At 39.2% G+C, this 26204-nt stretch carries 20 protein-coding genes; 8 read left to right on the top strand and 12 right to left on the bottom strand.

Annotated elements, in window-relative coordinates; all coding sequences use genetic code 11:
- Positions 1–45 precede the first annotated feature (45 nt).
- Together MTF67_RS07780 and MTF67_RS07775 are read left to right on the top strand one after the other, a co-directional pair.
- Positions 46–1347 carry an MFS transporter gene (locus MTF67_RS07780; protein ID WP_248519207.1) on the top strand — a complete coding sequence of 434 codons (1302 nt, stop codon included), beginning with the start codon at positions 46–48 and terminating at the stop codon, positions 1345–1347.
- Positions 1348–1570: 223 nt separating this feature from the next.
- Positions 1571–2947, top strand: coding sequence for a VCBS repeat-containing protein (locus MTF67_RS07775; protein ID WP_248519206.1), 1377 nt, complete (start codon positions 1571–1573; stop codon positions 2945–2947).
- A gap of 57 nt (positions 2948–3004) precedes the next feature.
- Here MTF67_RS07775 and MTF67_RS07770 read toward each other — a convergent pair whose 3' ends face one another.
- A complete protein-coding gene (locus MTF67_RS07770) occupies positions 3005–3460 on the bottom strand; it encodes a hypothetical protein (RefSeq protein WP_248519205.1) in 456 nt (151 codons plus the stop codon).
- 12 nt (positions 3461–3472) lie between these two features.
- Positions 3473–3748, bottom strand: coding sequence for an EF-hand domain-containing protein (locus tag MTF67_RS07765; RefSeq protein WP_008132299.1), 276 nt, complete (start codon positions 3746–3748; stop codon positions 3473–3475).
- Positions 3749–4040: 292 nt separating this feature from the next.
- Here MTF67_RS07765 and MTF67_RS07760 point away from each other — a divergent pair, with 292 nt between their 5' ends.
- Complete coding sequence (locus MTF67_RS07760; RefSeq protein WP_008132303.1) at positions 4041–4895, top strand: PA4780 family RIO1-like protein kinase; 855 nt, start codon at positions 4041–4043, stop codon at positions 4893–4895.
- A 33-nt stretch (positions 4896–4928) separates the two neighbouring features.
- On the opposite strand, the gene MTF67_RS07755 is transcribed toward MTF67_RS07760, so the two are convergent.
- The 4 genes from MTF67_RS07755 to MTF67_RS07740 form a co-directional block, all read right to left on the bottom strand.
- The gene (locus tag MTF67_RS07755; protein ID WP_248519204.1) at positions 4929–5600 is read right to left on the bottom strand and encodes a response regulator; all 672 of its coding nucleotides are present in this window, start codon (positions 5598–5600) and stop codon (positions 4929–4931) included.
- A 74-nt stretch (positions 5601–5674) separates the two neighbouring features.
- Positions 5675–7117, bottom strand: coding sequence for an ATP-binding protein (locus MTF67_RS07750; protein ID WP_248519203.1), 1443 nt, complete (start codon positions 7115–7117; stop codon positions 5675–5677).
- 141 nt (positions 7118–7258) lie between these two features.
- On the bottom strand, positions 7259–9184 hold the full coding sequence (locus MTF67_RS07745) for a S9 family peptidase (RefSeq protein ID WP_248519202.1): 1926 nt from the start codon (positions 9182–9184) through the stop codon (positions 7259–7261).
- Between the two features lie 43 nt (positions 9185–9227).
- Positions 9228–9836 carry a flavin reductase family protein gene (locus MTF67_RS07740; protein ID WP_248519201.1) on the bottom strand — a complete coding sequence of 203 codons (609 nt, stop codon included), beginning with the start codon at positions 9834–9836 and terminating at the stop codon, positions 9228–9230.
- A gap of 185 nt (positions 9837–10021) precedes the next feature.
- On the opposite strand from MTF67_RS07740, the gene MTF67_RS07735 reads away from it, so the two are divergent.
- The 3 genes from MTF67_RS07735 (at position 10022) to MTF67_RS07725 (ending at position 12254) form a co-directional block, all read left to right on the top strand.
- The gene (locus MTF67_RS07735) at positions 10022–11551 is read left to right on the top strand and encodes a deoxyribodipyrimidine photo-lyase (protein WP_248519200.1); all 1530 of its coding nucleotides are present in this window, start codon (positions 10022–10024) and stop codon (positions 11549–11551) included.
- A 2-nt stretch (positions 11552–11553) separates the two neighbouring features.
- Positions 11554–11691 carry a DUF2256 domain-containing protein gene (locus tag MTF67_RS07730; protein ID WP_248519199.1) on the top strand — a complete coding sequence of 46 codons (138 nt, stop codon included), beginning with the start codon at positions 11554–11556 and terminating at the stop codon, positions 11689–11691.
- A 125-nt stretch (positions 11692–11816) separates the two neighbouring features.
- The gene (locus tag MTF67_RS07725) at positions 11817–12254 is read left to right on the top strand and encodes an OsmC family protein (RefSeq protein ID WP_248519354.1); all 438 of its coding nucleotides are present in this window, start codon (positions 11817–11819) and stop codon (positions 12252–12254) included.
- A gap of 69 nt (positions 12255–12323) precedes the next feature.
- Here the strand turns inward: MTF67_RS07725 and MTF67_RS07720 are convergent, their stop codons facing one another.
- The gene (locus MTF67_RS07720; RefSeq protein ID WP_006791451.1) at positions 12324–12503 is read right to left on the bottom strand and encodes a 2TM domain-containing protein; all 180 of its coding nucleotides are present in this window, start codon (positions 12501–12503) and stop codon (positions 12324–12326) included.
- 218 nt (positions 12504–12721) lie between these two features.
- Between MTF67_RS07720 and MTF67_RS07715 the strand changes: the two genes are divergently transcribed.
- Positions 12722–13486: an EAL domain-containing protein gene (locus MTF67_RS07715; protein WP_006791452.1), complete on the top strand. Its 765-nt coding sequence runs from the start codon at positions 12722–12724 to the stop codon at positions 13484–13486.
- Positions 13487–13573: 87 nt separating this feature from the next.
- Here the strand turns inward: MTF67_RS07715 and MTF67_RS07710 are convergent, their stop codons facing one another.
- The 4 genes from MTF67_RS07710 to MTF67_RS07695 form a co-directional block, all read right to left on the bottom strand.
- On the bottom strand, positions 13574–18901 hold the full coding sequence (locus MTF67_RS07710) for a DNA repair ATPase (protein WP_248519198.1): 5328 nt from the start codon (positions 18899–18901) through the stop codon (positions 13574–13576).
- A gap of 83 nt (positions 18902–18984) precedes the next feature.
- A complete protein-coding gene (locus tag MTF67_RS07705) occupies positions 18985–21087 on the bottom strand; it encodes an SPFH domain-containing protein (protein ID WP_058429577.1) in 2103 nt (700 codons plus the stop codon).
- Positions 21088–21149: 62 nt separating this feature from the next.
- On the bottom strand, positions 21150–21785 hold the full coding sequence (locus MTF67_RS07700; protein ID WP_248519197.1) for a DUF1449 domain-containing protein: 636 nt from the start codon (positions 21783–21785) through the stop codon (positions 21150–21152).
- A 365-nt stretch (positions 21786–22150) separates the two neighbouring features.
- Positions 22151–23638, bottom strand: a complete 1488-nt coding sequence (locus MTF67_RS07695) for a dipeptidase (protein WP_248519196.1) — start codon at positions 23636–23638, stop codon at positions 22151–22153.
- Positions 23639–23808: 170 nt separating this feature from the next.
- Between MTF67_RS07695 and MTF67_RS07690 the strand changes: the two genes are divergently transcribed.
- Entirely contained in the window at positions 23809–23979 is a 171-nt protein-coding gene (locus tag MTF67_RS07690; RefSeq protein WP_074210153.1) for a DUF2986 domain-containing protein, read from the top strand.
- A gap of 31 nt (positions 23980–24010) precedes the next feature.
- On the opposite strand, the gene MTF67_RS07685 is transcribed toward MTF67_RS07690, so the two are convergent.
- A complete protein-coding gene (locus tag MTF67_RS07685) occupies positions 24011–26140 on the bottom strand; it encodes a TonB-dependent receptor (RefSeq protein ID WP_248519195.1) in 2130 nt (709 codons plus the stop codon).
- Positions 26141–26204: the final 64 nt, after the last annotated feature.

The following is a 26204-nucleotide window of genomic DNA, read 5'->3' as shown; positions in this document are numbered from 1 at the left end:
TATCAACCTAGTATAAATTTACTTACCTAAAAGCAGTGTAAAGCCGTGGTCAAACTAACAAAAGAGCAAATTTATAAGCGCCTTAACAATGAAGAAGATGCTAAAGCTTGCAAAGAAATTGATGAGTCTGCATGTAAAGAGGTGCCCGGTAACTTCATTATTTTATTACTGAGTCAGCTGTTTAGTAAGTTTGCAGACGCACTACTCAACCCCAAAGTTACGCTTCCCTGGTTAATGCATAGCTTAAACGTACCTGGCAGCTTTATAGCGTGGCTTGTGCCAATAAGGGAGTCTGGCTCTTTACTTCCGCAGTTGGCCATTGCCGATGTGATCCGCAAATTATCTGTTCGTAAATGGGTGTGGGTAATTGGCGCTATTGCGCAATCGATATGTATATTAGCCATGGTAGGCGTTGCTTTTGTATTAGAGGGAAAACAAGCAGGCTTCGCTATTTTAGGTTTGTTAATATTATTTAGTTTAGCACGAGGCTTTAATTCAGTAGCAGCAAAAGATGTACTGGGTAAAGTAATTCCAAAAAAACAGCGAGGCAATATTAGCGGCTTAGCGGCAAGTATTGCAGGTTTGGCAACCCTAACCTTTGGACTACTGATGTGGTTTTTTTCACAGCAGAAGGAACAAAACACGGTATTAATTGCCTTGGTATTGGGCGCAATAATGTGGATTGTGGCGGCCTTTTTTTATAGCCGCATAAATGAATACAAAGGGGCCACCGACGGTGGGAAAAACGGATTACTGCATGCATTTACAAAACTTAAACTCCTTTACCAAGATAAGCAATTTGCCCACTTTGTTGTCACACGTGCTTTTTTATTGTGCTCAGCTTTAAGCGCGCCATTTTATATTATTTTAGCGAGTCGCCAATCGTTTGAGTTTTCGTTACTTGCAACATTTATTGCTGTATCGGGGTTAGCCAGTTTAGTGTCCGCGCCAATTTGGGGGCGATTAAGCGACCTATCAAGCCAACGAGTTTTAGTGCTTAGTGCCATGCTTGTAACTTTTAATGGCTTAACGGTATTTGTTATTGCAACCTGGTTTAACCATTTGTTGAGTGCTTGGTGGTTGCTGCCTACACTTTACTTTTTACTCTCTGTTGCTCACCAAGGTGTACGCCTTGGCCGCAAAACGTACTTAGTCGATATGGCACAAGGAAACAAGCGCACCGACTATGTTGCAGTAAGTAACACGGTTATTGGCGTGCTTTTACTCATGTTAGGCAGCCTTGGATTACTTGAAAGCTTCTTATCTACCGCTGAACTTATTTTGCTCTACAGCCTGCTTGGGTTTTGTGGCGCCATTAGTGCATTATTTTTACCTAAAATAGAGTAATTCTAACCATACCAACTTGCACAAATACCTAAAACAACTTAGTTGATTAAACTGCACTGTGGACAATAAACCTATCTTTAGCAAATATGTTCAGCGCTTAGGTTAATTAAGCTAACTAGCATAAACATTTTATTACAATTACTTACACCCTAACGTTAGTTTTTGCCGTAAGCTGAAAAGAGTTAAATATTCGCCTACTTAAAACTATACAAAGGGATTTACCATGTTAAAACCGTTTAGTGCATTACTTATATTGCTTGCGCCTAGTACTTTATTAGCGCAAACCATGTCGATTAAAACCACTGAAGGGTTAGTAACAACCGACTCGACAACGTTATTTGCTTTTAACAAAGAGCTTAAACAGCTAGAACGCATTGATTTACTATCAGCACAAAACTCTCAGCTCGCTCTGCCTGACAATGCAATTGGTTTTGACGTGGCAACACTTGCGAATACAAGCGATAAGCAAGCGCTTGTGGTAGCTAGCGATGGCATTTACAAAGCGGATAAAGAAAAACCTTCACTTTTATTTGCATATACATCAGTAATAAACCAGTTAGAAGTAACAGAGTTTGAAAAAATAAACTTTATCATTGATGCCAACAAAGATGGCCTGAGTGATATTTTGCTCCCAGACTTAAACCAAACAACCCTTTATATTCAAACTAACAACGGCCAATTTACCCCTCATACTTTTGAAAAAAAGACGCAGTTTACTGGTGATTTTTCAAAAGATGGTCTCACCCTTGAGGTTGATATTAATAACCAACCTACAATTACGGATTTTAATCACGACGGCCTAAATGACTTAGTGTTTTTAAATAAACAAGGCGCCGATGTGCTTTACGCAAATACTAATGGTTACAACAAAGCCATGGCTGACGTTAATTTTAATATTGAGTTGGGCGAGCTTAGTAACGGTGAAAAACGCAAAATAAAGCAGCTTCTTGATATAAACAACGATGGCTATTTAGACTTTATTACCAAGCAATATAAACCAGTGGAAGGTATGGATTCGCTCGATATTGACATAGCGCATAACCTTTATTTAGGTAATAAAACAGGGTTTAGTCAAACACCTATTAAATTGTTAAATACCAGCGGCCCTAGTCAGCTTGTATTTGAAACAGACTTTAATAACGATGGCTTAATAGACCTGCAAACAATGGACTTAGACATTGGCCTTGGCACTATTGCCTCTATGGCTATGGGCGGTGGTAAAACTGACGTAGATGTAGAGATGAATATTTATAAGCAACAAACCGATGGCTCATTTGCTAGTAAATCAAGTATAGAAATTGACCTTGAGATGGAAATAAATATGAGCAATGGCGATGCAACCCCACCTTTATACATAGGCGATATAAACGGGGATGACAAAACTGATGCGGTATATAAATACAGCAAAAAAACGCTCTATGTTTACTACGGCGAAGAGAACAATTTGCTGAACAAAAAGCGTAAAAAAATAAAGTTAACCCTACCTAAAAAAAGTAAAGATATTTTGTTAGTTGACATTAACCAAGACGGTAAAAAAGACTTTGTATTTAAATTTACCGAAGAAGATGGCACCAGTAAAATTAAAACCCGCTTAAACTAACCACCTACACAAAAAGCCCAGTATTACTGGGCTTTTTGTGTCAGCTTTTACACATATTTACGCTTTAATACTGAGTAACGAATCAGATTCAGACAAGCCAAACTTTTCTTGAACAGCCGATAGTATAGCGTCTTTATCTTCATCGTTTATTTGGCTTGAATACTGCTCGAGTAATTCATCAAGGTAACTTACTACATCTTCTGTATTAACTTGCTCTAGTGAATTTTGTGGCGGTGGAGGCGGTCTTTGCCCTTCAGGTCGGCCAGCATCACCAATACTTTTAGCATCAAATTCAAGCTCGCTCATCAATTCTGCCAGCTCTTTAGTCGGTGAAATACCCTGCTCTTCAAACGCAACTTGAATGCTCTTTGCATCTTCAGAGGTTAAGTTTTCGGGATCAAATTGCGCTAGCGTTTCTTTTACAAAATCACTTTGTTCTGATGTTAGCGATACAGCTTGGCTTTTTTGCTGCGGCATAAAATTAGTAGCGTTATTGTTTATTGAATTGATCATGTTAGTTTCCTTTCAACGTTCACGACGAGGTGGTTTATGTTCACTTAATTCTTGCTCGCTGATTTCCCCATTACCGTCAGCATCAATTTCATCAAAAATAGTCTGTGCGTCACCGTGAGGTGGCTTTTTAGTATTAAATTCATCAAAACTAATTGCACCATTGCCATCGGTGTCGAGAGTTGAAAAGTCTGGCTTAGGCGGTTTGTTATTACTTCCTTTTGCAGCAATATTGGCCGAAAAAACAATGCTAAGTAATACAATCATTGCCGTTGATGTTAAATGCTTCATAGTAATAACCTTATATTTAGGGCGTGTTGATACCGTAAACTTACACCTTAAAAACGCAAAAAATGTGCAAACAATAAGGAAGTATTAAATAATTTAAAAAATTGATGTGTTCTAGGGCGTTCTGGTTGCTCAATTTACAATCAGCAGATAAGCTAACGCAAGCATGTGTAAATGCGCGTAATACTGCCCTTAATTCTTAAAGCTGATATACTGCTTGAGTATATAAAACAACTAATTACAGAGCACTTTCTTAAATAATGATTAATAACCAACTCCACTTAGCAGGCAAGCTGTGAAAACACCAAAACGCTTACAACCCCTTATCGATGACGGTTTAATTGATGAAGTACTTAGCCGACTAATGAGCGGTAAAGAAGCCGATGTATTTGTAGTTCGCTGTGGTGAACACATTCGGTGTGCAAAGGTTTATAAAGATGCTGTTAAACGCAGTTTTAAAAAAGCCGCACAATACCAAGAAGGCCGAAAAGTTCGCGGTGGTCGCCAAGCTCGCGCAATGGGAAAACGCTCAAGTTACGGGCGCCAGTTAGAAGAAGAGATTTGGCAAAATGCTGAGGTTGATGCTCTTTCTCGTTTAGCTAGAGCCGGTGTGCGTGTACCCGATACATATTTTTGTGTTGATGGTGTTTTACTCATGGAGCTTGTGTCTGACAGCGAAGGCGATGTTGCGCCGCAGCTAGGCCATGTAAGTATGAGTAAAGAGGAAGCTATCAAACAACATACACTGATGATGCATTACATTATGCTTATGCTGTGCGCGGGTATTATTCATGGAGACTTATCAGAGTTTAACGTGCTTGTTGACGATAAAGGCCCTGTGATTATTGATTTACCGCAAGCTGTAAATGCGTCTGCTAACAATAGCGCTGAAGCCATGTTTGCTCGTGACGTAAACAACATGCGTCGTTACTATAGTGAGTTTGCACCTGAGTTGTTAAATACCCAATACGCTAAAGAAATGTGGGCACTATTTGAAGAGGCAAAACTTACACCTAATTCTATACTCACCGGTGAATTTGAAGATGACAGCGAAGAAGCTGACGTTGATTCAGTACTAGACGAGATACAAGCTGCAGCCGATGAAGAGCAAGAGCGACTAGCGCGCATTAACTTTTCAGACGAAGAATAAAACGCCAACGTTTATGTTAATCGCTTTGCTCCCTTATTGCGGGTGTACAAAGCGATAACCTACCCCATAAACAGATTGAATCACACTCTCTGTTTTAGTTAATTCATCCAGCTTTTTACGCAATTTTTTTATGTGGCTGTCAATCGTTCTATGACTCACAATACGCTGATCGGTGTACATGGTATCCATTAAGCTATCTCGTGAATAAATTCTACTTGGGTTATTAAACAAAGGTTTAAACAACTGAAACTCAAAGTTAGTTAGCTCAATGTCGTTATCTTGGTATTTTACTTTATAGGTGGTTTCATCTAATTGCATTACCGATGTTTGTACTGCTGAAACGTTGAGACGCCTTAAAATAGCTTTTACCCGCGCAACCAACTCTGCGTAACTAAACGGCTTACAAATATAATCATCTGCGCCTAACTCAAGCCCTAGCAAGCGATCTATCTCTTCTACTTTGGCCGATACCATAATAATAGGCACATTGGAAGAACGCCTAATCGCTTTACATAATTCGATTCCGCTTTGACCTGGTAACATTACGTCTAGCAAAATAAGGCTTGGCCTATTAATTTCAAGCCATGGAAGTACGTCATTCCCATGGTGTATTTGATGAGTATTAAAATGATGATTCATTAAAAAATCACTCATTAAATTAGACAACTTTTCTTCATCTTCAACTATTAAAATGTGTTCACTCATTGGCACCTCTATTCGTAACGTAAATTCAAACCACTTAATAAAGTAGGCAATTTAAAGGTTAGGTTTAAACATTGTTAAATGGTTGGCAGGCGTATAATAATAGCTAAACCACCTAGGTCCGCTTTTTCTGCGACTATCTCACCATTATGGCCTTCAACTATATGTTTACAGATTGATAAACCAAGGCCTGAGCCACCTTCTTGGCGGTTACGCGCACCATCAACTCGATACAGGTATTCAAACAAATGCGCTAAATGTGAAGACTCTACCCCAACTCCGTTATCCTCAATACTCAGCTCAATAAATGACTGCCCTTTTTTACTTATGTTTTTAGCAGTTATTGAAATAGTCGTGCACTGAGCATAATGAACTGCATTCATTAAAATATTATCAAACAACTGCAGTAGCCGTGTTTTATCAGCCTCAACATTGGCGTATTGAGCACTATTTAATAGATAAAGTTTGATTGTATGCTGCTCAAATATAACCTGATATTTTTGCTCGATTGTATTTAACAGTATTGTTAAATCGGTTGGCTGCATGGTGTAGTGCATCCCCCCTAATTCGGCACTATTTAGCATATGTAAATCATCTATTAGGCGCTTTAAATGCATCGCCTCATCATTAGCTGAACTAATATTTTTGGCGTTAGGCTCACGTACGCCAAGTAACATTGCTTCAAGTTCACCCAGCAAAATACTCATTGGTGTTCTTAATTCGTGAGAAATATTAGCTAACCAGCGTTTACGTACTTGCTCATCTTTAGCTAGTGTAAAGGCCAGTGTATTAAAATCTTCACTTAATTGGCCTAATTCGTCTTTTCTATCAAGAGTCAGCTTAGTAGTGAAGTGCCCTTGCGTAAGCTGATGCATCCCGGTTGCTATTTTTTTCACCGGGCTTACTAAATGCCGTGATAGTAAAAAAGTTAACAGCAACGTAAATAAAGCAGCAGCTATAGCAATAAACCATAAGTAGTCTGTTTGCTGTTCTAAAAAATCAAGCTCGTAGCCATCAACTAAATTATCTCTTTTTGAAACAGCTAAATAACCAATGACTATATTGTTAACAGTAATTGGCGTATTGATATAGGTGAGTTCATCGAGATAACGCCCTCTTATCGGTTGCTTATTTTTATTAAGTAACGCGTAATGAGCAATATCGTTTGGTCTGGGAGGGCCTTTCATATCAAAGCGACCGCGTTCAGGTGGTGGTGGCCTCATTGACCGGCCTCTAGGACTTGGGCGCTCTGCAAATTCAGAAAATTGGCTGCTTTGTAACTCGGCTTCAACAAGGCGTCTAAAACTTTTATTGTCACGAATGACTTCGTCCCACGAGGCACTGCTTTCATATTGCTTTGCGAGCTTTGTAACAAGCGGCTCAAGTGCTTTTATTTCTTTTGCATTCACATAATCAATAACACCTTGGCCTATGCTCCATTGTATAAGCACCACCAGCCCCGCAATAATGCTAAAGGTAAAGCTAAACAAAATTAAAAATAGTTTATTGTGAATTTTCATGGGGAAGCGTTCACCTTAAAATTAAACCGCCACTTATAACTTGGCCATATTTAAATAAGTTTAACAACTAAACGTGCAAACAATGTGCACCTACTTAAAAAAATTGTACAAAAAAGGCGACCTAAGTCGCCTTTGTATTGTTTAGTTTTTTAAATGCTTATCAAAAAAATCTAAAAAAGCCTGCAGCGTTTTAACGCGATGTGCTTGATGCGATAAATAATGATCGCCATCTTCTAACTCAATATAAGTAACGTCTTTATTTTCATCGTCTAATTCATCTTCCATTTCCCGGCTATGGTAAACAGGCACTACACTGTCATCGCTGCCATGAACTAATAATATAGGTCGGTTAATCTGCTTTGCATACGTTACAGGAGAGTTAGCTTCTAGCATATCGTCGTCTGTACCAAACTGCTTTCTGACTATTTCTTTATTGGTAAAGTAACGCGCTTTAAAAACAAGGTGTTCTAAATCACTTACGCCTGCAAAACTGGCAGCACATTTAAATGTTTCAGGGTGCTTAACAACCGCCATTAACGCTGCATAACCACCATAACTTGCGCCACCAATACAAATTTTTTCAGGTTGTGCAATACCTTGTTCAATAAGCCAATTGGCGCCATCTTGTAAATCGTCTTGCATGGCTAAACCAAAACCCTGAATAGATTGCATTAAAAACTCATAACCATATCCGCTTGAACCTCTAAAGTTTGGCTGTAGTACAGCGTAACCATGATAAGCCAATAATGCAGTCCAATAATCAAAGTTAGCGTAATCTCGCGCCATTGGACCACCATGCGGGAATATTATAGTGGGTAATTTATCGCCTTTTTTATAACCTACAGGCAACGTTAAATAACCTTCAATGGTTAATCCATCTCGCGCTTTATAACTAATGCGTTCTTTACCGCCGTATACTGTTTCATCAATTTTCGGATAAGCATGAGCAAGTAAAGACAATTCATTTTTAGTTCTATCGCCAAGAAGGTACATGCCAGAGGTGCTGTCTGAGGTAAAGTAAACAATATACTTTTGTTGGTCTTCGGTGGTGCTTACAATGTCAAGATCGTACTCATCTTTAGCGAGCGATGCACGTAACGAACGGTACAATTTATCTAAATCTGCATCCCAGTAGTTTACCCCGTCCTCTAAATGAGAATCAGTAAAGCCTGCAACCTCACCTGTTTTGCTAGAATAAAAAATAGAACCATCAAAGTCGTATTTATCATTACTGTAAATTAACTCGCGCTCTTTAGTAGTTAGGTTAAGTCTAAACAATGCATCTCGCCCGTTGTGCAAAGCCGAGATATATAAAAGGTTAGGGTTTTTATCAAACCCTAATATAGAAATACTTTGCTCACTAAATACTTCGTAATCAAATAACGTGTCCCAGTCTCCGGTCTCAGCGTTAAGTAATTCATAAGTAAATTGAGTATCGTCCATTATTTTAGCGATTCGCACATTGCCTTGTCTGTCGGAAAACCACGCTGTAACATTATTACGAGGCCTTTGTATTTGCGTTCTGCGCAATGTGGTTAGGTCTAACTCGTATACCGCAGGAGTATTAGCTATTTTAAAGTCACCCTGCACTAAAATTTTATTTTTTTGCTTAGGTAAAAAACTAACAATTTTATCGGCAAACTGTGGCTGTCTCTCGCCACGAGCGGCATTTCCCCTCATAGCCAACTTAATGCCTTTATCGTTAGTTAAGTTATAAGCATACATAAGAGTTGAAGTATATTTAGCACCACCAAATTGGTACTTTATATGGCGTGCACCTAGCAACAGAACATCATCATTCGCCCAGCTATACCAGTCAAAAAATACAGTTTGGTTGTCAGACTGTAAAATAGGGGTAATAACACCTGTTTTAAAGTTTTTTACCATTAGAATTAAAGTGCCTTTGCTGTTTCTTACAAAGGCAAGGTTTTCACCATTAGGCGAAAGCTTTACTTGGCTAAAGTCTTTTAAGCCCGCAAAGGCTTCTATCGGCAATTTTTTATCTTGTTCGGCGAGAGTATTAAAGCTAATAAGAGTGATCAATGCAGCAGCAATAAGTTTACGCATCAAAAGTCCTTTTATTTTTATGTTTTTAAATCAGGTCCGTATTCTATAACTGAGGGCGCTTAAGAACAAATTTATCTTTTGTCGTACTAAAGTAATCGCCACCCATTTTCCCTACAGCCTCTAATCGAGCAGGATCAATATAACCGTTTACTAATATTTCATCATCAACACATATACCAACAATATCCAATAATATCATTTTTCCGCCACCGGCTTTTTCTGAAACCGTAATTACATCACGCAAGGTACATTCATAGCGAACTTTAGAAGCCTCTACACTTGGCGGACTCACTAATAAACTTGGCGTCTGTTGTATATTTACTTCATCAAACTCGCTCACGTTATTGGGGTAATTGGCACAGCTTTGGTTCATTTGTTCAACTAAGCTATGGCTAACAATATTGACCACGCACTCTTTAGTCGCCAGTAAATTAGTTAACGTGTCTTTGTTAGCGTGATCACGCGGATTTACCTGAGTAACACTTAATACAGGGGGATTACAGCTTGCTACGGTAAAAAATGAGTACGGAGCAATGTTCGCAATCCCTTTTTCGCTTAACGTGCTGATCCATGCAATGGGGCGCGGGCTTATACCGCCCACTAAATATGAATATACATTGTGATCAGCATTGCTAGTTAAATCTAAAAACATGTTTTTCCTTTTTATTATTAAAACTAAATCGCAATTTAAAACCTTTACGTACTAATAACTTTAACTTTTTTATTTTAGTGCGTTTTTTGTAGCAAACAGTACCCGTTAATAAAAATGCAAACGAAATAAAACATCAAATAACGTGAACATCAATATACTAATTTAAGCTAAGAGTCGTAAATTAAATGCGTGAAAAAATAAATATAGTGTGGTTTAAACGCGATTTACGCTTAAGCGATCATCAGCCATTAAAAAGTGCGTTTGATACTGGCCTACCTACCTTACTAATGTACAACTTTGAACCACTTCTGCTGGAGGATGCTCATTATAATGAACGACACTGGCGCTTTGTGTACCAGTCTATTGTTGATTTAAACTCTCAATTAGCGCGCTTTAATGCAAAGGTGTATACATTTAATGAAAACATGCAAACTCTGTTTCAAAAGCTTAATGAGCAGTTTGAAATATCACATATTTTTAGCCACCAAGAAATAGGGCTAAATAATACCTTTGAACGCGATTTAGCAATTAAAGCTTGGTGCCACCATAACCATATTAACTGGCAAGAATCGCCAACAGGCGCTGTTATTCGTGGTAAAAAAAACCGTGACAATTGGAACGAACGCTGGCAAAAAACAATGCAGGCTCCGCTTGCTATACCCAATTGGAAGAATGTTAATTCCGTCAAACTTAAAAATTATAAAAATCCAGAATTACCTGAAACCTACACTCAAGATGATGACAATTTTCAGCAGGGCGGCCCGCTTCATGCAAGAGAAGTTATGCAAAGTTTTTTTACTCAACGCGGTAAAGGCTATCAAAAAGGAATATCTAGCCCTAGCTTGAGCCGCACCCATTGCTCTAGACTATCGCCATATTTAGCATGGGGAAATATAAGCCTTAGGCAAGTTTATCAAACTGCGATAGACGCTTATCATTCAAACCATCCCGATAAAAAAGGTTGGAAGCGCCCGCTTGCTGCTTTTGTATCTCGCTTGCATTGGCATTGCCACTTTATGCAAAAATTTGAAAGCGAATGCACTATGGAGTTTAAAGCATTAAACCCGGGCTATCATTCATTTCCGTATCGTACCGATAAACATGTAAAGCGTGACATTGAGCGCTGGGCGCAGGGGCAAACAGGCGTGCCTATAATAGATGCATGCATGCGCTGTTTAAAGGCCACCGGTTATATTAACTTTAGAATGCGCGCTATGTTGGTGAGCTTTGTAACACACCATTTAAATATAAGCTGGCAGCAAGCAAGCTTTCCATTAGCTAATTATTTTTTAGACTTTGAACCAGGTATTCATTATCCGCAAATTCAAATGCAGGCATCGGTTACGGGTATTAATACCATTCGCCATTACAACCCGATAAAGCAATCTGAAGATCAGGACCCAACAGGCGCCTTTATAAAAAAGTGGTGCCCTGAACTTGAAAAGCTCCCTATTGAATATTTACACGAGCCGTGGGAGCAAACACCAATGGAAGCGCTTTTTAACGATTTTAAACTGGGTGAAGATTACCCCGAGCCTATGCTTGATTTAACACTCGCCTCAAAAGACGCCCGCGAGCGATTATGGCAATACCGAGATCGTCCTGAAGTTAAACGTGCCATAGGAAAAATACTTAGAAAGCATGTTGCAATCACACCAAACACAAGCAAAGTAAAAAATAAAAACACCGCTAAAAATAACACTCAGGTTAAGTAACTATGGCGCATAAAAAACTAAACCTACCGCAAAAAATTTGCCCTATCTGTAATAAACCGTTTGCGTGGCGTAAAAAATGGCAACGAGATTGGGACAATGTCATTTATTGCTCAGATCGGTGTAAACGAAATAAAAAGTGATTGCAATTTACTGGCGTCTATTTTGCAACATCATCTGAAATTAATGTTTTTTCGGTTTTATTTAAGCTTTTTGTAAATAACGCTTACCTAATCTGAAAAACTTACATTTAAACAAGGAGAAGATGATGACGATTAAAAAAACGGCAAACTCAATCTGGTCTGGCGATATTAAAACAGGCAAAGGCAGTATTTCAACGCAAAGTGGTGCACTTGATAAACAGCCGTACGGCTTTAATACCCGTTTTGAAGATGAGCCAGGCTCAAACCCTGAGGAGCTAGTAGGTGCCGCACACAGTGCCTGTTTTAGCATGGCGCTGTCGCTTGCATTAGGTGATGCTGGTTTTACAGCAGATAAAATTGATACCAAAGCAACGGTAAGCCTTGATGAAGTAGACGATGGCTTTGCAGTGACGCATATAGCACTTGAAGTAAAAGCACGTATTAGTGACATAGCTAATGAGCAGTTTCAGGCCTTATGTGAGCAAACTAAAAAAGGCTGCCCTATCTCAAAGCTGCTCAATACCGAAATGTCGCTTAATGCAACACTCGATAGCGCCTCATAACCGACTCATAGTTATTTTCAATAATATGCAACTTAAGCCAAGTAAGTTTTTCACTTGGCTTTGCATTCATTAGCCAACCCTTTTTGAGTTGTTTAAATCTAGTAAATCGTTAAGTAGTGCAATCCCCATACCCAACGCAGGCCATATTACCCATAAATAATTTGGCGAGGTAATTAAATTAATGACTGTTAACAATGCTAATACAGCTAAATAACGCTTTAGATTTTCAAAAAATGTTGATGTATTCATATTTACTCTCCTCTTTGTGTATAGGGTTATTTTTAAGCATAAACAAAACAAATACAGCTGTTTAAAGTCACTCAATATTATAACAAGTGTCATTAATTAGGGCTTACTTATTAGTTACTTATTACTAGTTAAAGTATAAAAACCCATACTTTAACTTGTTTGTGTTAAGATCCATCTTAAACTAACCTTAAATACTTATATTAAAAAGGCCGAACTAAATGAATGAAAAATCAACAAATTGCACAAAAGTTACCTGCAGTAACTGTGAAGATGCAAACACACTTGAGTTTGATTTTTCAATGGCGTTTCAACCGATCATAAATTGCCAAAGCAACAATATTTTTGGCTACGAGGCATTAGTGAGGGGACTAAACGGCGAATCTGCTTATTCTATTATTTCTAAGGTAAACGAAAGTAACCGCTATGCGTTTGACCAGCTTTGCCGCATTAAAGCAATTGAACTTGCTGCCAAACTAGGCATTACCTCAATGCTAAGCATTAACTTTTTACCCAACGCTATTTATAAGCCTGAGCGCTGCATACGTACTACATTAGAGGCGGCTAAAAAGTATAATTTTCCTATTAAAAACATCATGTTTGAATTTACCGAGGTAGAAAAAGTAGAAGATACTGCACATATAAAGCGTGTAGTTGATTATTACCAATCATTAGGCTTTAAAACCGCCACAGACGACTTTGGTGCAGGTTACTCTGGCTTAAATCTACTTGCTGACTTTCAAACAGATATCATTAAGCTAGATATGGCACTTATACGAGATATAAACAGCGATAAAAAACGCCAATTAATAGTAACCCACTGCCTAAATATGTTTAAAGATTTAAATATTACAGCACTGGCTGAAGGTATAGAAACAGTAGAAGAATACGTGTGGCTTAAACACGCGGGGGTTGAGCTCATGCAGGGGTATTTATTTGCAAAGCCTGGCTTTGAGTGCTTACCCAATGTGAACCTTGATTTGTAAAGTAGAGAATAATCGCACACCTTAAATTTATACAAAGCTTGATTAATGCCGCTCATTGTAAAGCGGCATTAATCTATTAAGTCTAACCTACTGCTTACCTGACCATGCCTGCACTAATTGGGTTAATTGCTGTTTTATATCATTACTAGCAATTGCCTGACCTAGGGTTTCAGTTAACACTTTAATTTCGTCCTGATTACTATTTTGTGCAATAACCTCACCTAACTGCTGCCCAAACATCGTAATTGTTTGATTAACATTGTTAGCATTGAGTGTTTTATTGAGTTCGCTTAAATGAGAATGTGCGCTACTTTTCTCAATGACACTAACTAGCTCTGCAACACTGCTTTTATCTGGCGCTTGGTGTAATAAGCTTTGAAGTGTTTCATTAAGTACATTAAAGCCCTGAGAGCTATCTAAATTGGCCAAACCTTCGCCAACCGTGCCAATTGATGCATTGTAATCATAACTTAAGTTACTTTTACTAAGCTTACTTGCAATGCCCTCTAACGCCTCATGCAAATATCCTATTTGCTCAACCGCCATCATTACCGGGCTACCTGCACCATCAAGTTTATTTAACCTAACAAAGTCACCTTTAATTTGCTCATAGCGCGCTTGTTCTTGCGCTGTGGCGGTACCTCGCAGTTCACCTAACTTAAGTAGATTCTCTTCAGAACCTTTACTGAGTGTTTGAGCCTCACCTCGGTAATGATCGCAAATTAAGTTTTCGAGCTCTTCGTCATTCATAGCTGCAACAACTTTTTCAGCCATTTTATTCATATTACGGTAGCTACCTTGTAACTTGAACGGCGGCTCTGTACGGTAGTTGTTATCTTGCGCAGCTGAAGCAATATATTGCGCATTTACTTTTAATACGGTGTCTCTAATAGTGATCAGTTTATTAATTACCGCTTTAATTTCGTTGGCCTCAGCTTGTGAATAACCATACTCAAGCTCATTTAGTGGTATATCTTCACCTTGGCAAATACGCACAAATTTGTATAAATCGTCCATATTTCTGTTTGCCAGCGGTGCAAGCACGGAGTTAGATGTAAGGGCATTTTCTATAAAGCTCATTGCAAACTCTTGCTCGCACCCTGCTAACGTATCACCTAAGTTATAAATATCGGCACGGTTAGCAAGCATATCCGGTATTTTAAAGCTCTCACCCGATTCGGTATAAGGGTTACCCGCCATAACCACAGCAAACTTTTTACCGCGTAAATCATACGTTTTACTTTTGCCATTCCACACGCCATCAATTCGGCGCGAGCCATCACATAGCGAAATAAACTTTTGTAAAAATTCAGGGTTTGTATGCTGAATATCATCTAAATAAAGCATTACGTTATTGCCCATTTCAAAGCTTTGATTGATTTTAGCAATCTCTTTTTCGGCAGTTGCGTTAATGGCTTGAGATGGGTCAAGTGATACTTGGTCGTGCCCTATTGACGGGCAATTTACTTTTACAAATGTTAAGCCTAGGCGGTTAGCCACGTATTCAACTAGCGTAGTTTTACCATAACCAGGCGGCGATATAAGTAATAGCATCCCCATTAAATCGGTGCGTTTGTTTTTACCCGCTGAGCCAATTTGTTTTGCTAAGTTATCGCCAATAATTGGAAAGTACACTTTATTAATAAGCTGGTTTCGCACAAATGAACTCAAAGGCCGCGCTTTAAATTCATCTAATTGTAAGCGCTCTTTTTGCTCAGCTAAAATTTCACTGCGTAGAGAATGGTATTGCTCAAAGGCAGGGACTTGTTCAGTAATATACTCTCGCGTGCGTGCATAAAACGACGCATAATCAACTTGAAGTGTTTGCTCACTTATTTGCTTATGCTGCCCCATTAATCCACTAACAGTGTAATCGGCATTTACATCTAAAACGCTATATTTGAAAGAAGTAGAGGCTGTTAAATGAAGGTAATTCGCAGCTTCAGCTTGAACTTCAGCGCTAATATTACTGTGTTGTAAACAATAGGCATTTAGCCAACTTAAATAAAGTAGACCGCGCTCATCTGTGCTGTTTAGAGTGGTATTAGCTTGGGTCAGCTCTTTGCTAAACCCCTTACTATTTGCATCACTATTAAACTGCTCGGCGAGGTTTTTAGCTTGCTGAGATACTATAAATAGAGGTTCATCTGCACTTTTTTGCTGCGCCAATTGCTTAATTAAATATGCTGCGCTGAGCTCACTTGATAAATTACTAAAGTGCACAAGCATACGAGGTATCGTATTTAAAAACTCGCTGATATATTCACTCAGTTGAGATGTTAAAGCGCTAATAAAGTTAATTGCACCAAAGTGCGTTTCCATCAACAATGCATTTTTTGCTTGGTGATAAAAAGTAGCCAACTGTTCTGCTGACAATTGTGCGCTGTAAAGCTGCGCAACTACCCTACAACTCACTGGGTAAATGAGTGAATCGAGGGTGCTTTTTTGATTAAGTAAAGACTCTATTATTGCGCTTGCGTCATGATCGTGAATGCCCTTTTCGTAACCTTCTTGGTAACGGGGCTCTGCAAATTTTTGCACTACATTTAAAAGCGTACCGTTGTCTTTAGCTTGCTGTAATTGTGTAAATGTAAGTGTATGCTCACTATTTTCGCAGGCTAATAAAATTTGCGCAGCTAAATATTCACCACGATAAATAGTGCTGTTTTCAGACACGAGCGCTTGCTGCCACAAGTGACGGCTTTGCGCTAATGTTTCAACACTTTTTGCGTCGGTAATCGGCTCAAAGTAATCGGTCCCTGTTAAATGCAGCATTAGCTGCTCATCGCGAGGCAGTAACGTTAAATCAAGTAATTGCTTATTAACACTAAATGCGTGTTTACCTATACTTACCGTATTACCGCCATCGGTAAATATATCTTGTTTATCACGTAATGAGCGAATGCCCTGATCTTTGCTTGCTTTTAGTTTTGACTGAATATCATCGGCACGTATTTCGTCGCCAATATCTTTTAACTCTTGCGTAAGTGCTCGTAACTTACTGATCATCGGATCAGCTGCAAAGTAGGTGTTTAACGCATCTAACTCAGTGAAGCTTTGCGAACGTCGATTAACGCCTTGTAAAATACGCTCTGCGGCATTTGCTAAATTAAGCGCACGTCGCTGACGCGCATCAATTAAGCTTTGCTTATGTGCTTCAAAGCTTTCGTAAACGTCGTCTCGCTTGGCTATTATTTCGCTGAGGTATTCATCAAAATCGCTAAATTGCGACTCGAGCTCTTCTAGCTGTATTAGCAAACGCGATAATTGATCGTCACACGCCTCAGGGGTTTTTGCATTATTTAATGCATTAGTAATACTTTGTGAAAATAGTTTAAAACGAGCGGCAAACTCAGCTTTAGCCTCAACACTGCCTAAGCTTTTTTGACGTATTTCTATGCCTGCTTTTGCCCTATTAACTAACGCATATACACCGCTAATATCTTCTAAAATTTGAGTGCGAATACGGCTATCGTCTATGTCTAAATCAAGCATTGTGTGGTTGAGTAAATCAAGCTCTACACTTTGTTTATCAAGCTCGGCAACATAGGTTTTAAGTTCGGTTACGCTTTCACTCTTAGCGCTTAGCTCTTCGAGTTCTTTTAATTTTTTATGATACGGCTCAAGTGCTGTTGATTGCTGTAAAAAAGCAGCAGTAGCTTGGCTTACGCCGCTCAAATGCTCATCTACATCAGCTTGTAACTGGTTAAGTGCATCTGTGTCTATATACTTAATATCTTCAAGGCTGATTATTTGCCCTTTTAGTACTTTTAACGCGTCTATTGCCGTAACAAATTCAGACACTGCTTTAAAGCTATCGGGGCGGACCTCTCGTGTTACTTCTGTGTACTGTTTAGTTATATCTGCAAGTGCTTGCTTAGCTTTGTTCTGTATTTCAGTTACTTTTTCAAATTCATCAAGTACTTGTTCTGCTGTCTCAAAAATACTGTGCAAGCTTTGCGCTATGTCAGCAAACTCACTTTCGTTGAGCCAATGGTAGCGATCAAATATATTTCGGCTCAGCGAAATCATATCTTCGTAGTGAAACAAACTTGGGCTTTGTTCGTTAATCGCTTTGCATACGCTATATAAATCTGAAATACCGCGTACTAAATCGGGGTTACCAATTTTTCCAAAAAAACTCGTTAAAGCAGGTGCATTGGCGGCAAACTCAGCTGATACAAATGGGCTTTGCCATATTTGGATTGGGTGTACGCGTTCAGCTTGTTCGTTATCGGCTTTGAAGGTTAACGCTATGCCATCGTTGTAAATACCATAACCGTGACAGTAGATTGGGTTTTGTAAGTTTTTATCAATAATGTTGTAGGCAAATAAAGCATAGCGTCCTTCGCTTGGCTCATAAAATACATACAATACATCTTCGCCATTGGGCGATTTAACTTGGCGATGAAATTCTAAATCATCAATTTGTTCTTCAAATGAGCGAGCCTGTCCCGACTGCAAATAGTAACCACCGGGGAAAATAATACCATGGTCCTCAGGCAGCGTAACACATGCGCTACCAATGGCATCTTGGCGCATGACCTGCAAAGTGCGGCTGTTAAAAATAAAATAGCGCCACTGCTTTTCTCGGTATGGCAAAATTTTAAGTAAAATCAAGTCACCCACTTGCGCGTATTCAACCTCGCTATCAGCAAGCGATTGGTTTTTATCTTCAACAGGTTCTTGATGAATGCCTTCGCCGGTTTCGGTGCTGTTTTCTATTTTTATGGTGAGTGTGCCACCAATGGTTTCAACAAACACGGTATCGGCAATATTTATATGACCGTGACGCCCTTCAACATGGTCACTGCGGTCTGTTTCTTGCCATTCAAAATCATAATCGTGTGCGTGCTTTATATCGCGTTCACCGCGATTATCAATATAATGAATAGTGTTATCTGGGTGTATCTCCCATCTAAACACTCGCACGTCAGAGAGCTTTTCACCAATCTGAAACAGCGCAAATAACTTACCGTTTTGCTGATATAGGTGCTGCAGCTTAGTTTGCTTGTAGTAAGTATAAAGCTCTTCAAAATCTCTAATAAAACGGGTATCGGTTAAAAATAAGGTTTTTTCTGGGTAGGGTTCAATCTCAAAGTGGTCCTCTTGCTGAACCAATTTGTGCACACTAAATACATCATCAATTGAGGTTTCTTTTTTCAGACCCAAAAACACGTTGTAAGCAAAAATAACTTTGTCGCCCACAATAACAATATCGCGTGGCGTACAGTTTTGCTCAGTTCGCGCACGCACGCGCCCTTTAACCTGAAGCTCTGTACTACCAAACTCGTTAATGCGCGAGGCATTAACTTTATCTGTTTGCGTTTTTAGTGTTACGCCAAAATTATTTAAACGACGCTTGATTAAATCGTACGATCCCTGCTCTAAAGCATGTTGTGTTGAGTCCGTCATTAAACCTTTCCTGCAGTATTACTTTTGTATGTGTGATCAAAAAAGCCGTAAATTATAAATTACGGCTATAGATTGAGAGGGAGTTAGTCTTGCGGGTCGAGTTTTATTTTCTCGTCAAGGCCGCTGCCCATATTGCTCCCTAGCATACTTAGTAATTGGCTTTTTTCAGCCGCTGTGGTGTTACTCAATTGCTTTAATAATTTACTCATATTAAGGTTTTTCATGGTTTCAGCTGAACCGTTAGCGCCCGCTAATACTCCTTTCAAATCCTCAATTAAATTGCGATCGCCATTTAAGTGATCTTTAAATACAGTTTGTACTGTTTTGCTTTCATCTACTAAACCATCTATTGATTTACCTAAGCTAATAGCACTCATAAACTGGTTAAAGAACTGGCCATCGCCGCCCATAATATTAATATCGGCATCGCCTAGTGCTTTGCTCATCACTTGAGCTTGATGCTCTGCTATATCTTTGCCTGCCTCAATTTTAGCCAGCACTAGCTCTTTTTGCTGGTTTAGTTGTAGTGTAAAGCTTTCGTAGTCACGGGCATCTTGGTCCATCGCATTAAGCGCTTGTAGTTTTTCTTCAAGACCTTTGGCCTCAGCAAGCATCTTACGCTCAAGGTTAATGGCTTCAACTTCACCTTGCTTCTCATTCGCATCAGCCATGGCTGTTTGTACTTGCGCTTGAGATAGCCCTATTTCACGGTTACCTTGTGCTTCTGCTTCTAATTTTTGACGAAGTACCTTGGCATCTACTTCACCCTGCATTGCGTTTGCTTGTGCTTTAGCTGTTATAACGTCAGCTTCAGCTAAGCCCTGCGCTGCGGTTTCAACTTGTTGTGCTTGAGCAAGTATCTTTTTAGACTCTGCTTGCTGGTTAGCAATGCGCAGTTCTGCATTGGCCATTGTTTCAAGTTCACGAGCTTTAAATTCAGCAGCTTGATCTTGCGCTTTTGCAGCTTCAATATCTTTAACTAGTGCTTCTTCTGCCTCCGCTTTTGCACGGATAATAATGGCGTCTTTTTCACGCTCTGCACCGGCTATAACCTGTACATCTTTAATACGCTCTTGCTCTTCAGCTACCGACTTTTCGACTATTACGCGATCGCGCACTACATCTGCAATTTCTTTGCGTTCAACTTCAAGTGCTTTTTCTTTGTTAATACGTAAAATTTCAGTTTCTCTTTCTCGTTCAATCACTTCTATTTCACGAGAGCGTAAAACTTTTTCTTCTTCAATACCCAGTACTCGCAGTCGGTTTTGCTCTGCAATATCAAGCTCACGTTGCTTGTTTTGCTCGCTAATTCCAATTGACTCTTCAGATTGAATTCGAGCCTGTTCTGATTTTAAACGCTCTTCGTGGCGTACTTTTTCAGCTTCGGCGTGTTCACGCGCTTTAACGGTTTCAATTTCACGAACTTGACGCGACATTGCATCTTGTTTTTGGCGTTCTATTTCAAGTGATTTTTCAGTGGCTTCTTGGTTTTGTATTTCTACTTTTGCGCGCTCATCACATTTTAATTGATTGGTTAATACATTTTGCGCTGCTGTCATTTCGGTAATACGGCGAATTCCTTCTGCATCAAGAATATTTTGTGAATCAAGCTTTTCAATCGACGTTTGCTCTAGGTAATCAATGGCAACATCTTCAAGCGTATAGCCAGATAAGTCTTGCCCTATCACCTCTTTAATGTTGTCTCTAAATTCGTTTCGGTGAGTAAATAACTCAACAAAATCCATTCGCTTACCAACCGTTTTAAGTGCCTCTGAAAACTTAGCTTCAAATAATTCTTGCAGCGTTTCATGCTCTGATGCACGTGCACAACCTACTTGCTTTGCTACACGTAAAATATCGTCTTTGTTTTCATTAACACGAATATAAAACGTAATGGCGATATCGGCACGTATATTGTCTCTACAAATCAAGCCGCCTTTGTCTTTACGTTCAAGTACCATGCGCTTTGTTGAAATATCCATCACTTCCATTTTATGGATAACAGGGTAAACAATGCCACCGGTAGTGGTAACGTCTGGCTCACTTTTCATTTTATTTATAATGAGAGCTTGGCCTTGTTCCACTTTGCGATAAAACTTGCCAACAATTAACAAAATAGCAAAAATGACCGCTATCGCTATACCTACAAACGTTAATATAGGTAGTAAGTTATCTAAAAATTCCATGTTATGTCCTAACGTAATTATCGATTTATTATGTGTTATTTACAGTAAAAAACGGCGTTGTGTTACCAAGGTTTGGCAGTAACAATATAACAATGCTGCTTTTTTATATGCTCAAGTAATATTACCGTATCACCTGCGCTGAAGGGGTATTCGTCATGCGATCTAATTTCAATGAGTTGCTCAGTGCCTTGAAAATTAACTCTGCCTTGACCAAACGTTGGCGTCACCTTTCCAGTAACAACGGTGCATTCAAGAGCCAATAAGTCGCTACTGCGAGAGGTTTCTACACTTGAGAAAAAGCGTTGTAATGGTTTTGAAATAATAACTGCAATTGGTAAAGCAATAATCGCGCTTACTACCAGCATTACAAAGCCAAACACATAAAATAAAACACCATCACCAAGTAGGTAAGCAAAAAACTTATGTGCATAGATACTAATTAGCCAGCTAAGCATAACCACTAAACTAATTGATACCGTAATAGGAATACTGCCAAAACCAAAGTTTGGCGCTGAATGGGCGCTATTTGAATTAGATGAACTGGGCTCTATGTCTAAATCAGATTCAAACATATCAATGTCAGCAAAGCCTAATAAAGTGATCACCCAAAAAAGGATTACAACCAAAAGCAGGGCCGTGAAAATTATGGTAGGAAACGTAAGTGCTAAATTCAAAAAGTCCATATTACTGCTATCCATCTGTATTAATACATTTACACAGTATGATTTTTACCATTTTGAAGAGAGTTTGTTAAGTTTTTTATAATAATTAGCCAGTGGTTTATAAAGAATTGTAAATAGCTCACCTCTATTTTAATTACCTCATTATAACCCCACTATTTGTAGGTATTTTTCAACGGTCAATTTAGCTCACTTACTTCTAGATTGAAGTGTTCTATCTGCACGTATGACTTTTTAACGATAGCTACTATTTCACTGCAAGTTACACCGATAATAATAACTACGATCAATACAATATTCGCTTCGTGGCCCAATTTTAATAGATATAAAAAAGCCGCTTTGCGAGTTAAGCAAGGCGGCTTTCATATTAAAACACTGATGACTTACATATTACCTAGCTCAATCATCATTGCGGTATACATGCGTAAATTAAGCTCTAATTGCTCAAGTGTAATAAATTCATGCTCAGAGTGGCCTGTATAACGTTTTCCTGGCATTGAAGGTCCAAACGAGACTGCATTATCAAATAGTTTTGCGTTAGTGCCTCCACCAATTGATACAAAATCGGCTTTTTCGTCGCCGGTAAAGTGCTTAAATATATCAAGTAGCTTTTGCGCATGCGGCGCATTGTCTAACAGCATAGGATTACCTATCACTGTATCTATACTCTCGAGTGTAACGTTATTGTTAGCTTGCCATTGATTAACGGCTGTCTCTATTTGTTGCTTTAATACATCTTCACTTTTACCAACAGGGCGACGAGCATTAACAGCTAACGTTAGTTTATTCCCGCTGCGCTCAATGACGGTTGGGGCTACGGTCATTGGGCCCATAAAGTCATGTTTATAGGCAATATCGCCAAACTGCTTACCGTGAAGATCTAACCCTATCAGTTGATTTACAAATTTAATAAGCTGTCCATCGCTGTTGTTTTCAAGCGCTATTCCATCAAATAGCTCGGCTAAATGTGCAATGGCGTTCACGCCAGATTCGGGCTCAGAAGAATGGGCAGACATGCCCTTTACATTAATGGCAATGGCGTTATTTTTTTTACTAAAGTTAAATTCAACTTGATTTAGTTGCTTGGCTCTTGTTTTTAGTTGGTTAACTAGCGCATTGTTTGCATTATGCAGTACTAAACTTGCATCTTCTGGTATTTGGCTTTTGAAAGCACCACCAGCAAGGTCGCTTACATACACTGCTTTTTGATCTGATATGGCATTAAATGTAGGAGAAATTAAGCTCCAACCTTTTTCAGCAACCACTACCGGGTATGATGCATCAATGGTTACTGCATACTTTGGTTGCTCGTATGTTTTCATGAACTCAGTAAGTGGGCCCCAATCAGACTCCTCAGCCAGATAAATCATCAGCTCAATGCGGTTATTGAGCTCAATACCTTTATCTTTAATCGCTTTCATGGCGTAAAGCGCAGTAGCGATAGCGCCTTTGTCATCTTCGGTACCACGGCCTACTAATTTACCCGGCTCTGAGGTATCAATAATAAAGGGGTTTTGCTTCCACTTACTCGCATTAGCTGGCTGCACATCACCGTGTGTTACCACTGTTACCTTGTCTGTTTGTTTACCCATGCCAATAAGCACGGTGTAACCAAGGTCTTGGTAGTCGAACCCAAGCTCTGCAGCTTTCATTTTTAATACCGATTTAAAGTTAATAAAATTTGGGTTTTGTGGTGCGGGTATTGAATCTCTATTTACTGTAGGAAAAGCAACTAAGTTAGTTAGCGTGTGTACTTGCGCATTTTGGTAGGTATTTACAGCGTAATCGGCAACATTATCAATATTTTTATGTAACTGTGCGTGCGCGCTAAACGCGAACAAGAGAGCACTGGCTAAAGCTAACTTTTTCAAAACTTATTCCATTTAATTAATAACTAAGGGCTTTAATTATAGCGCCCACACAGCATTACAAATAGCGCTTTGCGGTAATTTAACAAACTATTAAGTGTAAATATTTATATGGCAGCTTTAATATGGATAGCGGTATAATAAGCGGCTTAAAATAATTGGGGTAAATCAGTGTGAATCGTCGTAAAAAAATAGTCACAAAGTTTCAAAAGAAAGACAAACGCGCTAACGCTAAATTACATAAAAGTAATAAGCCCGCGTATATATCAAAAGCTGATCGTGAGAAGCTAGAACAACAAGCAGAACAATCAACCCAAATTGAACAAAACCAAGAGCAGCCGTAACCTGCTCTTAGTTGTAAATTATATAATCACCTTAAAATGCGACACTCATCCCTATATTAAACGAACGCCCCTGCCCTGCGAGCTGCTCAAAACCAGTGCTTTCGCCTTTTTTAAGCTGCGCAATGCTCACCCCACCAAGCGGTAGTTGATAGTACTCGTCAAATAAATTACTCACTTGTGCACTTAACGTTAAGTCGCCCCATGACGCTTTTGAACCTAAATTTACAATGTTATAGCTATCGGTTTGGTTTTCTAATCGGTTGTTATCGACGCGTGTTTTAGCATCATTCCATTGCCACGACAGCGTATTTTCAAAGCGGCCGAGTTGATGGTTAATTGCAAGCTTAGTATGCAGTGGTTTTATTTGATAAAGCGGCTGGTTGGTATCATCTCGCTTTGCACGTGTATTAGTAATATTGGCATTTAATTGCCAATTACCGAGTGCTTTAGATTGATGAATATTAGCGGCTAAATCTAACTTAACCCCATACAATACGGCATCCGTATTAGTAAATTTAAGTATGTTACGTGCTGTGTTTTCTAAGCCAAATCGATTGAAAGACCTGACGAGGTCCGCATCAATGTAGTCAGATGTATTGGTATACCAAATGTTAGCACTTACTTGCCAGTCGTCGTTTTGAGCCGATTTAATATAAGTAGAGCTTATTGTATGCGCGGTTTCTACTTCTAAATTTTGGTTGCCTATATAGCCATTGCCATCACCGTACCAACCAATCATGGTGGTTGCCATATTGCTCACACCCCAGCTGTATCGCTCATACAAATTAGGTGCTCTGTTTTTGCGAGCAAGACCAAGCTGTAGCTCGTCAGTATGAGTAAGCTGATAATTAAGTAATACACTAATATCAACCACCGTGTCTGATTTATCGTGCTCTTTGCTATTAAAAGCAGCAGCGGCACTTGCGTTACTAGGCTGCATTGGCATGGCGCTCATAGTCATCATTGCCATACCTTCGTTATATGGCTGAACATCGTCAGCACGAGTATTTACATGCTCAACACGTATACCTGAATTTAACCACAACTGAGTATTTATTTGGCTCTCAAATTCTGCAAATGCTGCAATACGCTTACGCTGACCATTATTTATATTAATGTAATCGTTAGGGCCCATCATGGCGGAACCTTCAACAGCAGACCACCAATCATCAATTCGGTAATCATAAAATGCTTGCCCAAGTAATAAGCTGCTATTGCTATCAAGGTTTAAACGCCATTTAATTTGAGAGCTTACATCGCGCGCATCGGTATTCATTGGCATCATACCTGTTTTTTCAGGGCTAAAAAAACCCATTTCGTGTTTAACATCATGCCAATTAAGTTGGGCTTCCAACTCACTGTTTTCCAATACACGCTTGTACTGAGCAGTAGCGCCATAACTTGTATTATCAGTCATATCCATATACTGATTAGCAAAGCCCTGATAAGGTATTTTTTGATGTGTAAGCTTAATAACAAACTGTTGTTTTTCGTCTCGTATTGCTGCAGATAGCATGTGATTTTGCACGCGATACAAGGTATCTAATACCAAGTCTCCATTTCCGTCGTCGTAACTTTTGGCATCACTAAACGCACCTTGGTAATTAAAACTCAGGGTATTGCTCGCAATACGTGCTCCTACCCCCACTTTCCGCGCATTGTTTACGCTGTTGTATTGAGCCGATACATAACCCGAATGCCACCCTAGGCCACTACTTTCGCTATACTGTGGTGAAATAGTATTTACGCTTATCACCCCTGCAATATTATCGCCACCGGCACTTACCGCTGATATACCCGCAATAACATGATAAGCCGTAATTTGATTAGCAGAAACATACGAAAGCGGAGGGTTCATATGATTAGCACATGCCGCTGTAACATCAGCCCCATCGACTAATACTTTTACTCTATCGCCCATCAAGCCATTTAAAATAGGCAAGTTAGACACCCCACCTGCAGCAGAAAAATCCACACCTAAATCATTTAGTAATGATTCTGCAGAACCAATTGCAAGATGTTTATTTTGCGAATGTCCATGAACCTCAATAACTTCTAAAGAGGTGTCGTCTGCAAAGACTGCTGAAGAAAATATGCTGCCTATAAAAAAAGCCAAAGGCGTTAATAAATATGTGTTTGGAGTGTTGCTTAAATCTGCCATTTTATAATTATGCCACTGTAATAGTTGGACTAATTATAATTCTTGAGGCTAGAATAAAAGCGCG

Source organism: Pseudoalteromonas sp. 2CM32C (assembly GCF_023161925.1).
In the GTDB taxonomy this organism is placed as follows: domain Bacteria; phylum Pseudomonadota; class Gammaproteobacteria; order Enterobacterales; family Alteromonadaceae; genus Pseudoalteromonas; species Pseudoalteromonas marina.
This window is presented reverse-complemented; position numbering and strand designations above follow the sequence as displayed.